Origin of the sequence: Paraburkholderia sp. BR14312 (assembly GCF_040948675.1) — a bacterium.
Taxonomy (GTDB): Bacteria; Pseudomonadota; Gammaproteobacteria; order Burkholderiales; family Burkholderiaceae; genus Paraburkholderia; species Paraburkholderia nodosa_A.
The window spans coordinates 1050764-1065029 of sequence record NZ_JBFPKI010000001.1 but is presented as its reverse complement, the minus strand read 5'-3'; the positions used below and the strand labels follow the sequence as shown (position 1 = coordinate 1065029).

Below are 14266 nucleotides of genomic sequence, written 5' to 3'. Positions count from 1 at the left end.
AGACACCGCATGCAACGGCGTGCATTCATGGCGTCGCTCACGGCGCTCGCCGCGGGCGCGGGCACATTCGGCGGCATCGGCGCGGCGCGCGCTCAGAAGGTCGCTTCCGCATCGGCTTCGGCCACGATCGCGCAGCGGCTTGCGGCTTACGCCGCCGCGCTTGACTACGACGATCTCGATGCCGGTACGATCGAGGCGGTCAAGACCCACTCCGCCGACGCGCTGGGCTGCGGCATCGCCGCGCTCGGCGAGAAACCCGTGGGCATCGCGCGCCAGGTTGCGCTCAACTACGCGAGCGGCGACGGCCGGGGCGCAACCGTGCTCGGCACGCAGCGGCGCACGTCGCCCGACCTCGCGACCTTCGCGAACGGTGCGGCCATCCGCTATTACGACCTCAACGACGTCTATGCGGGCAAGGAAATCGGCCACCCGAGCGACAACATCGCCGCATGTCTCGCCCAGGCCGAGGCCGAAGGTGCGAATGGCCGCGATCTGATCGTCGCCATCGCCCTCGCCTACGAGATCGATTGCCGCCTCATGGACGCCGCTTCGATCAGTTCGCGCGGCTGGGATCACCCCGTCTTCAGCCTGCCAGCGGCCGCGCTCGCGGCGGGCAAGCTCATGAAGCTCGACGAGCGGCAACTGGCCGAAGCGGTCAACCTCGCGCTCAACGGCCACCTCGCGCTGAACCAGACGCGTGTGCAGACCATGTCGAACTGGAAGGGTCTCGCCGATGCCGACGCCGCACGCAACGCGGTGTTCTCGGCCGCCCTCGCGCGCGACGGACTCACGGGCCCCGCGCCGATCTTCGAGGGAAACGCAGGGCTGTTCAAGCAGGTATCCGGCCCATTCAGCATCGACACGGCGAGCTTCGGCGGCAAAGGCCGGCCGTTTCGCATCAACGACTGTGCCGTGAAGTTCTACCCTGCGCAGGCGCTCACGCAAACGGCGATTGCTGCCGGCATCGACGTGGCGAAACAAGTGGGCGACCTCGATCGTATCGTCAGCATGGAGATTCGCACCTCGCACGAAGGCTACTTCTCGGCAGGCATGGACCCGCAGAAATGGGCCCCCGAAACGAGCGAGACTGCCGATCACAGCCTGCCCTACGTGACCGCGCGCGCCATGTTCGACGGCGATATCAGCCTGGCGAGCTATCGCACCGAAGCGCTCCATGACCCGAAGATCCGCGCGTTCATGCAAAGGATCAAGGTTGTAGAGGATCCCGAACTGACCCGGCTCTATCCGAAATATTACGCGACCATCGTAAGCGCCACGCTCACGGACGGACAAACCGTGTCGAAGCGCGCGGACGACATTCCGGGCTTCGCCACGCGGCCGATGCAGCGCGGCGACTTCGAGGCGAAGTTCCGCAAGAACGCGGTGCCAGTGATCGGCAAGGCGCGCGCCGACGATGCGCTAGGTTTTCTCTGGAGTCTCGACCAGCAGCGCGACCTCTCGCACCTGTTTGCGCCACTCGTCGTGCACGCCTGAAGAACGCGAGGGGAAGCATCACCCCCTCCCGTGACGCGCCGAAAGCTCCTCCAGATCGAGATCGCGTTCGAGCACGCGCAGTAGTTCGTCGTGGATCAGGCCGGCACGGTGCAGCTTCAACAGCTCCGCGCGTCCGGCCTCCACGGCGGCCAGCACGACATCGTAGTGCGAGGCACGCATCTCCTGCGGATAGCTCTCGGCGTTTGCAAAATTGCGCGTCAGGTTCGCACGATACGTGTACTGCTCCAGCAGCCGCGGGTGGATCACGCTGCCGTCCGGCCCATGGACGAGCGGCGTGATTGCCGCTAGCTGGGCGGCTTCGAGGCGCGCCCATGCCTGCGGCTCGTTGAGGTAGGGTTCCTCCCCTTCCGTATCGTTCGCAGGCCTGATCAGCTTGATGAGCGGCCCGATGGTCGTGCCTTGCAGCAGCACCGTGAACAGAATGACGGCAAATGCGGCGAAGAGAATGAGATCGCGGCCCGGCATCGCTTCCGGCAGCGCAAGCGCAATGGCCAGCGTGACCACACCGCGCATACCGGCCCAGCTCACCACCGTTGCGCCTCGAAAGTCCGCCGCTTTTACGCGGGTCGGTAACATCCGGTGCAGCGCGGTCCTGACGATCTCGATGCCATACGTCCACACGCAGCGCGAGACGACAACGGCGATCACAACGGCCATTGCAGCGGGACCGAGCAGCGCGACAGCATTGCCCGTCCCGCCGAGGCGCAGCATGACCCCACGCAGCGAGAGGCCGATCAGCACGAAAACCAGCGCCTCGAGCACGAAGACCATGACCTGCCAGAACGCCGTGCCGCGGCTGCGCACCGTGGCCGAAAAGATTTCGTGCTGATGCCAGCCTAGCTGCATGCCGCACGTGACCGTGGCGATCACACTCGAAACGCCCAGCATGTCCCCCGCGATATAGGCGATCCAGCCTGCCAGCACGGAGGCGGTGATGATCAGATACTCGTCCTGGAGCTGACGCAGCAGGCACACGACGACATAGCCCACGACAGCGCCGACCACAATGCCGCCCAGCGCGAGCCCGACGAAACTGAGCGCCGCATTCGGCTCGCTGAATACGCCCGTCAATGCCGCCGCGACGGCGAAGCGAAACAGCACGAGACCGGCGGCGTCGTTGAGCAGGCTCTCGCCTTCGAGCAGCACCATCAGCCGGCGCGGCAGCGCGAGCCGCTCGAGCACGGCTTTCGCGGCGACCGCATCGGGCGGCGAGACCACCGCGCCCAGTGCGAAACATGCGGCCCAAGGCAGTGACGGAACGGCCCAATGCGCGACCACGCCAACGGCCCACGTCGTGAATGCCACCGCGCCGATGGCGAAGAGCAGGATGGGCGCGAGGTGACGCTTGAAGTCGGACCAGACGAAGAAGTAGGCGCCGTCCATGAGCAAGGGCGGCAGAAACACGATGAGGACGAGGTCCGGGTCTATCACGACCGGCGGCAGGCCGGGCGCGAAGGCCATGGCGGCGCCGCCGACCAGCAGCGCGGCAGCGGGCGGCAGGCGCAGGCGTTTGGCGAGCAACTCGAGCGCGATGATGGCGATGAGCGAAAGGAGCACGAGCTTGAACGCCGACACAGCCGACATGACGCTTCCTTGTTTTTACCCAGGTACGGTGAGTGGAGGAGCGCGGCCGCCCCCTTCAATTCCCGCAAGCGTGAATCAAAAACTGCTGCATCGCTCGCGCCGGATCGCTGAGCACGGCACCAGGATGCCACAACATGCCCGCTTCCATCTGCGGAATGGCATCCTCGATGGCGCAAGCGTCGATGCGCTTGCCCTCCAGCGACCACGGCCTGAACACCATGTCCGAGAGTATCGTCACGCCGAAGCCATGCGCCACGAGCCCGCGCAGCGCCTCCATCGAACTCGTGCGAAACGCGATATTCGGCGCAACGCGGCGCTTTTTCCAGTAGCGCAGCGTCGAGGCCTCGCCCTCGTCCACCGTGAGCTGGATATAGGGGTAACGCGCGATGTCGCGCAGCGTGACGGTGCCCATCTGCGCGAGCGGATGCGTCGGCGCGGCCCACAACTGGCGGCGCGAACGCATCAGCAAGTGGTGACCGAAGCGCGCGCGCCGCTCCACATTGGAAAGCAACGCCACGCCAAGGTCGACTTTGCCCGCGAGCACCGCCTCCTCGATGGCCGGCCGGTCCAGATCGTGCAGATCGATCTCGATCTCGGGATAGGTCGCCCGAAACCGCGCGAGCAGTTCTGGCAGGAAGTAGCCGAGCAGCGTATAGGAGGCGGCCATGCGCACCGTGCCGCGCAAGCTGTGCGCGCGAAACGGCGCCTTGTGCAGTGCGTCGCGCACCGACTCCAGCACGTGGCGCGCGTGATTGAGGAAGTCCTGCCCGTCTGGCGTCAGTTCCACGCCCTGGGGCAAGCGCACGAAGAGCCGCGTGCCGAGCGCCTCCTCGAGCGCGAGCACCGCATTGGTGATCGCCGACTGCGAGACATGCTCGGACGCCGCCGCCATCGAAAACTGCCCGTTCTGCGCCGCCGCCACGAAGTAGCGGAACTGCCGCAAGGTCACGTCCTTGGCCATGTGCTTTTCGAATATCGTGAGTCGATGGTTCCGATTCTACGATACGTGGTCTTAAACGTGCCCGCAGCGGCCGGCCCCACACAAAACGGGTATCAGCGCGGCGCCATCCGCAACGCGCCATCGAGCCGGATCACCTCGCCGTTCAGATAGCGGTTGCCGACGATATGCTCGACGAGCGCCGCGAACTCCGCGGGCTGGCCAAGACGCTGCGGAAACGGCACGCCCGCGCCCAGCGCCTGCTGCACTTCGGCGGGCATGGCGAGCAGCATCGGCGTTTCGAAGATGCCGGGGGCGACGGTCACCACGCGAATACCGTTGCGCGCCAGTTCGCGCGCCGCCGGCAACGTAAGTGAAACGACACCACCCTTCGAAGCCGCATAGGCCGACTGCCCGATCTGGCCATCGTACGCGGCTACCGAAGCCGTATTGACGATCACGCCGCGCTCGCCGCCGGCATCCGGCGTATTGTTCGCCATCGCCACGGCGGCGAGGCGCATCACGTTGAAGGTGCCGATGAGGTTGACGCTCACGACCTTCGCGAACAGATCGAGCGAATGCGCGCCGTCTTTTCCGACGATGCGCTGCGCCGGCGCGATCCCCGCGCAGTTGACCACGCCATGCAGCGCACCGAAGCGCTGGATGGCAAGCGCGATCGCCGCCTCGACGCTTGCCGCCAGCGTCACATCCACCTCGACGGCCAGTGCATGCTCGCCGCCGAGCGCCGCCGCGTCACGCGCACGGGTTACGTCGATATCGCCGAACACAACATTCGCGCCGCGTTCGAGCAGGTGTCGGCCCACCGCCGCGCCGAGTCCAGAACCGCCGCCCGTGATGAAAAACGTCTTGTCCTGCACAACCATTTGAGTCTTCTCCGTTGGTTATCGATTCGTTATCCGATCTTTCAAACCGTCTCGCCAGCCAGTTCCGCGCGATACTTTTCGCGCACGCCGCGCGAACGCTCGTAATTGCGCTCCTTGACGATACCGAAGCCTCGCACCGCACCCGGCACGCCAAGCAGGCCGACGGCTGCCGCCAGCGTCTGCTGCGTCAGTTTGCCGAGCACGAGGCGCACGTCTTCCTCGAATTCGCCGATCATCGCGCGCTCGATCACGCGGTCGCGCTGCCGTGCAAACGGATCGAGCGCCGTGCCGCGCAGCGCCTTGCCGTGCTTGAGTACGCGCAGCAGCGGCTCGGCCCACACGCCGCGCAGCGCGATCTTGTTGCGGCGCCCGGTTTGCGCATCGCGGCGCGTGAGGAGCGGCGGCGCCATGTGGAACGTCTTCCTGGCCGCCGTGCCATCGAACAACGCGGACAGGTACGCGCCGAAGCCGCCATCGGTGTGCAGGCGCGCAACCTCGTACTCGTCCTTGTAGGCGAGCACCTTGAAGTATTGGCGTGCCGCCGCTTGCGCAAGCGCACCGCTCGCCCCTTCGATCGCGCGCTCTGCCTGCGCGACGGCATCGACCAGCGCGCGATAGCGCTTCGCATAGGCGCCGTTCTGGTACAGCGTGAGATCGTGCTCGCGCTCGGCCACGAAGCGAGCGAGATCGAACGGCGTGTCAGCGACCGCTATGTCCGCTCCCGTCACGCGTTCGAGCGCGCGAGCGTCCTGTGCGATCAAACGACCCCAAAGGAACGCGCGTTCATTCATCTTCACGGCCGCGCCATTGAGCCCGATTGCCTCCAGGATCGATGCTTCGCTCAGCGGCACGAGCCCCGACTGGTACGCGTAGCCCACCATCATCATGTTCGAAGCGATGGCGTCGCCGAAAATCGCTTCTGCCGCCGCCGTGCAGTCCCAGAACACCGTGCCGTCCGCGCCCATCGCGCTCTCGATCGCCGCCTGATGCACGGCTTTGCTCACGGGCAGATCGCCGTCGCGCACGAAGTCGGCGGTCGCGTTGATGCGCTCGTTCACGATCGCGCGCGCGCCGCTGCCCGGCAGGCGCGAGAGCGCGCCCGACGATGCCGCCACCACGGCGTCGCAGCCCAGCAGCACGTTGGCCGCATGCGCGCCGATACGCGAGGTGGTGATGAGCCCGCGGCTCTGCGCGATCTGCACGTGGCTCAACACCGCGCCGTTCTTTTGCGCGAGGCCCGTGAAGTCGAGCGTCGAGGCGCCGCGCCCTTCGAGGTGCGCGGCCATGGCGAGGATCGCACCGATCGTCACGACGCCCGTGCCGCCCACACCCGTCACAACCATGCGCAGGTGTTGCTCCAGCGCCTGCGGCACGTGCGCGGGCGGTGCGAGCGTGGCGCGCAGTTCCGCTTCGATGCGCTGAATGCGCGCGGCGTCCGGGCGCTTCGGCTCCATGCCCTCCACCGTCACGAAGCTCGGGCAAAAGCCCTTCACGCACGAGGTGTCCTTGTTGCAACTCGATTGATTGATGGCCCGCTTGCGGCCCAGCTCCGTTTCGAGCGGCTCGATCGCGATGCAGTTCGACTGCACGGAACAGTCGCCGCAGCCTTCGCAGACGGCCGGATTGATCACCACACGCGTGGGCGGATCGATCAGCTTGCCGCGCTTGCGGCGGCGGCGCTTTTCGGCGGCGCAGGTCTGGTCGTAGACGATCACCGAAACGCCCTTCTGCTCGCGCAGGCGGCGTTGCAGCGTATCGAGCGCGTCGCGGTGCAGGAGCGTCACGCCCGCAGGCAACGCCTGCGAGCCCGCGTACTGCTCGGGCCGGTCGGTCACCACGACGACTTCGTTCACGCCTTCGGCCCGGACCTGCGCCACCACGCGATGCACGGTGAGGCCGCCCTCGGCGGGCTGGCCGCCGGTCATCGCCACCGCATCGTTGAAGAGGATCTTGTAAGTGACGTTCGCGCGCGCCGCCACGGCCTGGCGGATCGCCAGGCTGCCCGAGTGCTGATAGGTGCCGTCGCCGAGATTCACGAACAGATGCGGCATGTCCGTGAAGGTCGACATCCCGACCCACTGCACGCCTTCGCCGCCCATCTGGCAAAACGTCGCCGTGTTGCCCGCCTCGCCGAGCGCCATGATGTGGCAGCCGATACCGGCCGCGGCATGCGAGCCGTCGGGCAGACGCGTCGACGTATTGTGCGGGCAGCCCGCGCAGAAGAACGGCTTGCGGGTGAGCGGTTCGCCTTGCGGCGCTTGCGCGAGCGCGATCACGCGCTGCGCACCCGAACGCGCATGGGTCGCGCCGGTAGCGACCAACGGCAGATCGATCTCGACGTGCCGGAAAAACCGCTGCAGTGCGTGCGCGAGCTGCTCGGGTGCGAACTCCATCGCGGCGGGCAGCAGCGGCTCGCGCTCGCCGAGCGTCTTGCCGTGCACGGACGGCCGCTCGTCGGCCCGCACGTTAAAGAGTGCTTCCTTGATCTGCCGCTCCACGAACGAGCGCTTTTCCTCTACGACGAAAAGCGCCTGCATGCCGCGCGCAAATGCCTTGAGCCCTTCCGTTTCGAGCGGCCAGATCATGCCGACCTTATAAAGCCCGATACCGAGTTGTTCGAGGCGCTCGGCCGTGAGCCCCAGCGCCTCGAACGCGGCCAGCACGTCCGCATGCGCCTTGCCCACCGTCACGATGCCCACGCGCGCCTGCGCGGGGCGCAGCAACGCGCGGTCGAGCGGATTCGCCCGCATGAAGGCGAGCGCGGCGGGCAGGCGCTCTTCGAGCACGCGGCGCTCCAGTTCGGCGCGCTCCGCGGGCCAGCGCAATTGCGGGTCGTAGTTGAAGCCGCGCTGCGGCGGCACGGCGATGTCCGCGGGCAAGCGCAACGGCACGCCGCGGCCCACGCGCATCGAGCGGCCGCTTTCCACCGTCTCCGTAATCGCCTTGAAACCGACCCACAGTCCGCTGAAACGCGACAGCGCATAGCCGGTGAGCCCGTACTCGATGTATTCCTCTACCGACGCCGGAAAGAGAATCGGCATCATCGCGCCTTCGAAGACGTGGTCCGTCTGGTGCGGAAACATCGACGACTGCGCCGCGTGGTCGTCGCCGGCCACCGCCAGCACGCCGCCGTGCCGCGCGGTGCCGAGCATGTTGGCGTTGCGGAACACGTCGCCGGTGCGGTCCACGCCCGGCCCCTTGCCGTACCACATCGAGTACACGCCTTCCACGCGTTTGCCGGGAAACGCGTCGAGTTGCTGCGCGCCCCACAGCATGGTCGCGCCGAGGTCTTCGTTCAGGGCCGGCTCGAAGCGCACGTCGAAGTCCGCGAGCAGTGCCTTCTGGCGCCACAGTTCCTGATCGAATCCGCCGAGCGGCGAGCCGCGATAGCCGGAGACGAGACCCGCGGTTTTCAGCCCGGCAAGGCGGTCCGCGCGCGCCTGTTCGATCAGGATGCGCACGAGCGCCTGGGTGCCGGTGAGAAAGACCGCGCCGTCCTCGCGCAGGTAGCGGTCTTCGAGTCGATAGTCCGTATCGATCTGGCGATCGGTTTCGACGGCTCGCATGTTCATGGTGTCTCCGCTGTTCGACTTGTGGGTATTAGCGGATTCTAGGTAGCCAATAGCGGCGATTCGTGCCAAACTGAGCCACATTTTGTTCATCAATTAGCAACACTCGCCGCAAATTCAACTTTTTCAGGGAAAGCTGGCCAATGAAATTCGACCGCGTGGATGTGGCCATCCTGCACGCCCTGCAGCGCGACGCGCACGTGAAGTCCGCCGACCTCGCGGAATCGCTCGGGCTTTCGCTTTCACCGTTCTACCGGCGCATCCGTATGCTCGAAGAGCGCGGCGTCATCACGCAGTACGTCACGCTGCTCGATCAGGAGAAAGCGGGCTTTCCCGTCAACGCCTATGTGTCGGTGGCAATCGAGAAGAAGAACGAGACACGGCTAGCCGCGTTCGAGCGCGCGATCTCGAACTACGACGAGGTGATGGAGTGTTATTTGATGACGGGCGCGTTCGACTACATGCTGCGCGTGGTGGCGAGCGATATTGCGGGCATCGAGCGTTTCGTCATGACGCGCCTCACCAAGATCGAGGGCGTGCGTGACATTCACACTTCCGTGGCGCTGCGCCGCGTGGAGTACAAAACCGAGCTGCCGGTGCGCGTGCGCGACGAGTGACGCGCGGTGCAATGCTGCGGTTCAGGATGTCGAAGGAATCACTGCGTAGCGAGGGCGTTCACGCCTTTTGCCCCGTCTTGCGGCGCGCGCCTGCGCCGTGAGCAGCGCGGCGGTGCGCTGTTCGAGCGCCACGTTGCGGCGCTGCGTTTTCTCGTGCGCCTCGCGGGGCAGGCGCACCGGCCGGCACATTGCATGCCGGGCCGGTTTCTCGTCATGAACGTGGCGATATTTCGGGCGGCGAGCCCTCATGAAAGAGCTGGCTGAGTTGCGCGCGCAGTTCGGGCGAATCGGCGTGACGATGCACGCTCACCGCGTGTTGCACGGCAGCTTCCAGAAGCTCCGAATCCGAATCCGCCGAGATAGCAACCGTGCAGTTCATCTCACTGGGAAACTCCCTGCAGTCAATGTACTTTCGCGTCATGGTGGAACCTCTCGCTGGGCGGGTAAAAAACAGGCACGCATGCAGGCCGCGCGCGTGAAAATTATAGAATCCATGCATTGCGCTTGCTAAACTATTAAAGCGAATCCAGACGCGACAATAATCTGAATTAATTGCACGTTTTTTATCAAGCTGCATAATTTAGGTTATCTAATGAATCGACGAGGCTCGGTGGCTGCCTGGGTGCAATCCAGATTGTCACAAAGCGCTCGCCGCCCGGCCCCTCGCGGTCCGGCCAGAGGCGGCCCCCGCCGCCCTTTGCGAAAGCCCATCCTTCCCGCTTTCCCGACCGGACGCACGCCGCGTCACGCGCGTGCGTCAGCCGCATTGATTCGACAATTGAAGCGGTCGCCTGCAGTTCCGTTCAGTCCATGAAAACGCACGTCCGGCTATTGGCGCGCGTTTGTCCGATCCGTTGAATTGAGAGGTGTGCCATGTCGAGCCTGTCGAGCGAATCCATCGCCACATTGAAAAGCGCGCTGCGCGGCGAAGCCCTGCAACCCGGCGACGCGGCCTATGAAGAAGCCCGGCAAATCTGGAACGCGATGATCGAGCGCCGCCCCGCGCTCATCGTGCGCTGCCGGGGTTGCGCCGACGTGCGCCAGACCGTGGCGCTCGCGCGTGAAAGCGGCCTACCGCTCGCCGTGCGCGGCGGCGGCCACAATATCGCAGGCAGTGCGCTATGCGACGGCGGCATCGTGATCGATCTCTCGCTGATGAAGTCGGTCAGAGTCGAGCCCGCCACACGCCGCGCGTATGTGGAGCCCGGCGCCACGCTGCACGATTTCGACCACGAAGCGCAGGCATTCGGCCTCGCTACGCCGCTCGGCATCAATTCGACGACGGGCGTCGCGGGTCTCACGCTGGGCGGCGGCTTCGGCTGGCTAAGCCGGCGCTTCGGCATGTCGGTCGACAACCTCGTCGCCGCCGACGTCGTGACCGCCGACGGCAACCTGCTGCGCGCGAGCGCCGAAGATAACGCCGACCTCTTCTGGGCGCTGCGCGGCGGCGGCGGCAACTTCGGCGTGGTGACGATGTTCGAGTTCGCGCTACACCCCGTCGGTCCCGAGATCTACGGCGGACTGGTCGTGCTGCCGTTCGACGCCGCGAAAGAAGCGCTGACACACTACCGCGAAGCGGCCGAAGCGATGCCCGAAGACCTGACCGTGTGGAGCGTGTCGCGTCTCGCGCCGCCGCTGCCGTTCCTGCCGCCCGAGGTGCACGGCAAGCCCGTCATCGTGTTCGCGATCTGCTATTCGGGGCCGCCGGAAAACGGGCCGAACGCGGTGGAGGCCGTGCGGCGCTTCGGACCACCGTGTGGCGAACATCTCGGGCCGATGCCCTATGCCGCGTGGCAGCAGGCGTTCGATCCGCTGCTCACGCCGGGCGCCCGCAACTACTGGAAATCGCACAATCTCGACGCGCTGCCCGACGGCCTCATCGACACGCTGATCGACGCCATCGCCGCGCTGCCCTCGCCGGAGTGCGAAATATTCTTCGGGCAAATTGGCGGCGCGACCCTGCGCGTCGCGCCCGATGCGATGGCCTACCCGAATCGCGACGCGCTCTACGTCATGAACGTGCACGGCCGCTGGAGCGATCCCGCCGACGACGCCCGCTGCGTCGCCTGGGCGCGCGGCTTCTTCGAAGCTTCCGCGCCTTATGCGCTCGGCAGCGTCTACGTGAACTTCCTCACCGACGACGAACGCTCGCGCGTCGAGGCGGCCTATGGTCCGAACATGAGCCGTCTCGTCGCCGTCAAGACGAAATACGACCCGCACAATCTTTTCCGCCATAACCAGAACATCCGGCCCGAAGGGTCGGCCGAGGGAAGCCAGTAATCCGCGTTTCGATGTCATCGAAGGGGAATCGTCATGTCGACTTATGTGGTGCTTGCGCAGTTCACCGACCAGGGTATCCGCGCCGTCAAGAACAGCGCGCAACGGGCCGGTCAGGCAGCGGAACTCGCCAAAACTTTCGGCTGTGAAATGAAGCAGATCTACTGGACGCTCGGGAAGTACGACATCGTCACGGTCATCGAAGCGCCCGACGAGGAAAGCTTCATGGCGTTCGGCCTCGCACTCGGGTCGCTCGGCAATATCCGCACGCAAACGCTGCGCGCCTTGAGCAAGGATGAGTTCACGGCGGTTCTCGGCAAGCTCAATTAATGAGCGCCGGCGCGCGGCACCCGGGCCGGTGCCGCGCCGCCATTCATCATTCTTCATACCTATTCGCCGCACGCGCGGCGCATTCCTCCCGCCAGATGGGGAGGCAGTTCCCTGCCCGAACACACCATGGCGCGCGAGCAACCTTCCGGGAAGCCGCATTGCGCGAGCGAAGTCTTTCTTTTTGGCAAACGTTTGCCGCTCGGGTATCAAGTCCGCGCGCGCGAGGCCGACAACGCGTACATCGCCACGAATTTTTGGAGACCCGGACGTGACGCGCGTTTTGCTTTTACTTACCGTAATGGTTGTGACAGGCTGCGCGCAACTGCAGCCGCCCACTACGGCGCAAACCGGGAAACCCGCCGAGTCGAACGTCATCATGAAGTTCGACATTCCCGCCGATGCACTCGGCGCGCACGACCCGCAACTGAGCGCCGTGCTCGCCAAGGCCGGCGCGCTCGCCGCCGCGCAAAAGCAGCCCACCGTGATCCGCGTGACGGCGCTGGGCGAGGACTTCAAGTACATCAATCAGGCCATCTGGCGGGGCGTGCCCGCACGAGGGCCCAAACCCACGCTCGAAAACCTGACGGCTGGCGCGAACCAGACGTACAGCGTCTCGATCGAACCGATGCATGCTGGGAGCTGACACGATGCGTCCGATCGTTCTCGCCGCTGCACTCGGCCTTGGTAGCGCGGCCTGGGCGGGCCAACCCGCCGCCAGCGCGCCCGCCGCCACCGTCGTTGCCGCTGCCGCCATGCCTGCCGCCGACAAGGTCTATCCGCCGCTGCCCTCGCTCGCCATGCTGCCGCCCGCAACCGGCGACGACGACGAGGCTCCCGCGCCGCATTCGTCGTCGCACAACAAGAAGAAGACGCGTCAGCGCGATTGCCACTGCGCCATGCCCACGCCGCGTCTCGTTGTCTCCGACACCTCGCGCGCCTATCTCAAGGACATCGAGCAGAAACTCGATTCCGCTCTCGCGCAGTGACGTCGCGCATTGACGCCCAACCCGGAGCTTCGACCCATGCAGCAGAAGACCAACGCCCTGCGCCAGCTACGATCGCGAGTCATGCGCGCGTGGGTCGCGATCATGAGCCTCGCGGCGCTCGGCGCGACGCTCGCGCATGCCGCGCCGCCTGCCGACGAATGCTTCGAAAAGGCCGGCGCCTACCAGGGCGTGAATCCGCTCGTGCTGCGCGCCGTAGCGTGGCGTGAATCGAAAGGCGACGCGGCGGCCATCAATCACAATGCGAACGGCTCGATCGACGTCGGCCAAGCGCAGATCAACTCGATCCACTTTTCGGAGCTTTCGCGCGAGGGCATTCCGCACGGCGCCCTCACGGACCCGTGCGTGAATATTTTCGTGGCCGCCTGGCTGCTCAAGCAAAAGATGGTGCGATACGGCAACACATGGCGCGCGATTGGCGCATACCACTCGGAGTCGCCGCACGAGCGCGATGCCTACGCGCGCAGCATTCAGGCCATTCTCGTGAGCTGGGGCCACCTGCAGCCGGGGCGATGAACGAAGCGCCCGGCGTCGCTTCCTATTCGTTGCAGGCGCAACGATCGCTTAGCCGCGCAGCTTGTTCAACAGCTTGAGCCCGCGGCGCGCCATGGCCGAATAAAGCTCGGCGCCCTTGAGCGCAGGGTCGACATGGCGCTCGTAAGGCTGCAGCGTGATCGGGAAATACGGCGCAAGCTTCTCCACCACGCGCTGTGGCGAGATGTGCGTGTTGCTCTGGACCACGGCGAACATGCCGTCGCTTTCCGGCGCAAGGTGGCGGGCCTCGCTCCAGCCTTCCATCTTGTCGGCAAACCAGACGCTTTCGTCGGCGTGCAGCGCGCGCTGGCCCGGTTTCGGGCCCGTGTGGTACTGCTCCAGCAGCCCTTCGTGTTCCGCGTTGAGCCAGTAAAGCGTGTATTCGGTCCAGTCGAGCGCGTAATTGGCGAGCAGCACGCGCCGCCAGTCGGTGCCGTGCAAAGCCGCCAGGCGCTGTTGCAGGCTCAGACACAACGTGCGCGACAGGATGGCCGGCGTCCACCAGATGCCGTCGCGCGCGAGTTGCGGATCGAGATTCAACAGCTTCGCCGAAGCCTCCCAGTAATACGGCTCGACCGTGCGCGGCTGAACATGCGTGAGCGCCCGACCGTCGAGAATCAGCGTATCCGCGCTGAAGCGATGCGTGGCGAAGCAGTCGGGGTCGAGCACGAGGGAATACTCGGTCTCGATCCATTCGGGTGCATTCAGCTTGATGATCTGCTGCCGGTGCCAGTTGCGGATCTGATGACGCTGCGAGAACTCCGCAAAAATGCCCATGTACAGCGATTCGTCGACCACTTCGATGGGGAAATCGGACCACGCTTTCGCGTAGCCCTTGACCTCTTCGAGTTCGTCGTGCGGCACGACGATGACGAAACGGTGAAACGTCCTGGGCGTCGTGAAGTGACGCAGCGACGAGAAGAGGATGTCGCAACGGCCGATATTGTCGGCGTAATGCCGTCCCCGCGTCTTCACCGGCAGGATCGCGCTGATCTGGTGCATGGCAGTCAGGTCC

Annotated in this window: 13 protein-coding genes; 7 read left to right on the top strand and 6 right to left on the bottom strand. The window is 65.6% G+C overall.

Translation table 11 applies throughout. From position 1 onward, the window contains the following. The first annotated feature begins 9 nt into the window (after nt 1-9). The gene (locus tag AB3X98_RS04775; protein ID WP_368602610.1) at nt 10-1494 is read left to right on the top strand and encodes an MmgE/PrpD family protein; all 1485 of its coding nucleotides are present in this window, start codon (nt 10-12) and stop codon (nt 1492-1494) included. Nucleotides 1495-1512: 18 nt separating this feature from the next. Here AB3X98_RS04775 and AB3X98_RS04770 read toward each other — a convergent pair whose 3' ends face one another. The 4 genes from AB3X98_RS04770 to AB3X98_RS04755 all read right to left on the bottom strand — a co-directional run bounded on the left by AB3X98_RS04770 (nt 1513) and on the right by AB3X98_RS04755 (nt 8492). Beyond that, nucleotides 1513-3099, bottom strand: a complete 1587-nt coding sequence (locus tag AB3X98_RS04770; RefSeq protein WP_368602611.1) for a Na+/H+ antiporter — start codon at nt 3097-3099, stop codon at nt 1513-1515. Nucleotides 3100-3154: 55 nt separating this feature from the next. Then, nucleotides 3155-4060: a LysR family transcriptional regulator gene (locus AB3X98_RS04765; RefSeq protein ID WP_069263440.1), complete on the bottom strand. Its 906-nt coding sequence runs from the start codon at nt 4058-4060 to the stop codon at nt 3155-3157. A 92-nt stretch (nt 4061-4152) separates the two neighbouring features. Continuing rightward, on the bottom strand, nt 4153-4920 hold the full coding sequence (locus AB3X98_RS04760; protein ID WP_368602612.1) for an SDR family NAD(P)-dependent oxidoreductase: 768 nt from the start codon (nt 4918-4920) through the stop codon (nt 4153-4155). Between the two features lie 41 nt (nt 4921-4961). Beyond that, nucleotides 4962-8492: an indolepyruvate ferredoxin oxidoreductase family protein gene (locus AB3X98_RS04755; RefSeq protein WP_368610219.1), complete on the bottom strand. Its 3531-nt coding sequence runs from the start codon at nt 8490-8492 to the stop codon at nt 4962-4964. Between the two features lie 140 nt (nt 8493-8632). Here AB3X98_RS04755 and AB3X98_RS04750 point away from each other — a divergent pair, with 140 nt between their 5' ends. After that, a complete protein-coding gene (locus AB3X98_RS04750) occupies nt 8633-9106 on the top strand; it encodes an Lrp/AsnC family transcriptional regulator (RefSeq protein ID WP_069263434.1) in 474 nt (157 codons plus the stop codon). A 211-nt stretch (nt 9107-9317) separates the two neighbouring features. On the opposite strand, the gene AB3X98_RS04745 is transcribed toward AB3X98_RS04750, so the two are convergent. Next, on the bottom strand, nt 9318-9527 hold the full coding sequence (locus AB3X98_RS04745; RefSeq protein WP_069263432.1) for a DUF1059 domain-containing protein: 210 nt from the start codon (nt 9525-9527) through the stop codon (nt 9318-9320). Between the two features lie 452 nt (nt 9528-9979). Here AB3X98_RS04745 and AB3X98_RS04740 point away from each other — a divergent pair, with 452 nt between their 5' ends. From AB3X98_RS04740 to AB3X98_RS04720, 5 genes are all read left to right on the top strand, one after another. Then, nucleotides 9980-11386 carry an FAD-binding oxidoreductase gene (locus AB3X98_RS04740; RefSeq protein WP_368602614.1) on the top strand — a complete coding sequence of 469 codons (1407 nt, stop codon included), beginning with the start codon at nt 9980-9982 and terminating at the stop codon, nt 11384-11386. A 33-nt stretch (nt 11387-11419) separates the two neighbouring features. Then, the gene (locus tag AB3X98_RS04735) at nt 11420-11713 is read left to right on the top strand and encodes a GYD domain-containing protein (RefSeq protein WP_069263426.1); all 294 of its coding nucleotides are present in this window, start codon (nt 11420-11422) and stop codon (nt 11711-11713) included. A 268-nt stretch (nt 11714-11981) separates the two neighbouring features. Beyond that, nucleotides 11982-12356 (top strand): hypothetical protein, encoded by a 375-nt coding sequence (locus AB3X98_RS04730; RefSeq protein WP_368602615.1) that lies wholly within the window; start codon nt 11982-11984, stop codon nt 12354-12356. A gap of 4 nt (nt 12357-12360) precedes the next feature. Further along, entirely contained in the window at nt 12361-12699 is a 339-nt protein-coding gene (locus AB3X98_RS04725; protein ID WP_069263581.1) for a hypothetical protein, read from the top strand. A gap of 81 nt (nt 12700-12780) precedes the next feature. After that, on the top strand, nt 12781-13233 hold the full coding sequence (locus AB3X98_RS04720) for a lytic transglycosylase domain-containing protein (protein WP_069263579.1): 453 nt from the start codon (nt 12781-12783) through the stop codon (nt 13231-13233). 48 nt (nt 13234-13281) lie between these two features. On the opposite strand, the gene AB3X98_RS04715 is transcribed toward AB3X98_RS04720, so the two are convergent. After that, nucleotides 13282-14253 carry a DUF6492 family protein gene (locus AB3X98_RS04715; RefSeq protein ID WP_368602616.1) on the bottom strand — a complete coding sequence of 324 codons (972 nt, stop codon included), beginning with the start codon at nt 14251-14253 and terminating at the stop codon, nt 13282-13284. Nucleotides 14254-14266: the final 13 nt, after the last annotated feature.

Bases quoted from the DNA above. Each gene is read 5' to 3' on its own strand.
- AB3X98_RS04775 (WP_368602610.1), top strand. From the start codon at position 10: ATGCAACGGCGTGCATTCATGGCGTCGCTCACGGCGCTCGCCGCGGGC.
- AB3X98_RS04770 (WP_368602611.1), bottom strand. From the start codon at position 3,099: ATGTCGGCTGTGTCGGCGTTCAAGCTCGTGCTCCTTTCGCTCATCGCC.
- AB3X98_RS04765 (WP_069263440.1), bottom strand. From the start codon at position 4,060: ATGGCCAAGGACGTGACCTTGCGGCAGTTCCGCTACTTCGTGGCGGCG.
- AB3X98_RS04760 (WP_368602612.1), bottom strand. From the start codon at position 4,920: ATGGTTGTGCAGGACAAGACGTTTTTCATCACGGGCGGCGGTTCTGGA.
- AB3X98_RS04755 (WP_368610219.1), bottom strand. From the start codon at position 8,492: ATGAACATGCGAGCCGTCGAAACCGATCGCCAGATCGATACGGACTAT.
- AB3X98_RS04750 (WP_069263434.1), top strand. From the start codon at position 8,633: ATGAAATTCGACCGCGTGGATGTGGCCATCCTGCACGCCCTGCAGCGC.
- AB3X98_RS04745 (WP_069263432.1), bottom strand. From the start codon at position 9,527: ATGACGCGAAAGTACATTGACTGCAGGGAGTTTCCCAGTGAGATGAAC.
- AB3X98_RS04740 (WP_368602614.1), top strand. From the start codon at position 9,980: ATGTCGAGCCTGTCGAGCGAATCCATCGCCACATTGAAAAGCGCGCTG.
- AB3X98_RS04735 (WP_069263426.1), top strand. From the start codon at position 11,420: ATGTCGACTTATGTGGTGCTTGCGCAGTTCACCGACCAGGGTATCCGC.
- AB3X98_RS04725 (WP_069263581.1), top strand. From the start codon at position 12,361: ATGCGTCCGATCGTTCTCGCCGCTGCACTCGGCCTTGGTAGCGCGGCC.
- AB3X98_RS04720 (WP_069263579.1), top strand. From the start codon at position 12,781: ATGCGCGCGTGGGTCGCGATCATGAGCCTCGCGGCGCTCGGCGCGACG.
- AB3X98_RS04715 (WP_368602616.1), bottom strand. From the start codon at position 14,253: ATGCACCAGATCAGCGCGATCCTGCCGGTGAAGACGCGGGGACGGCAT.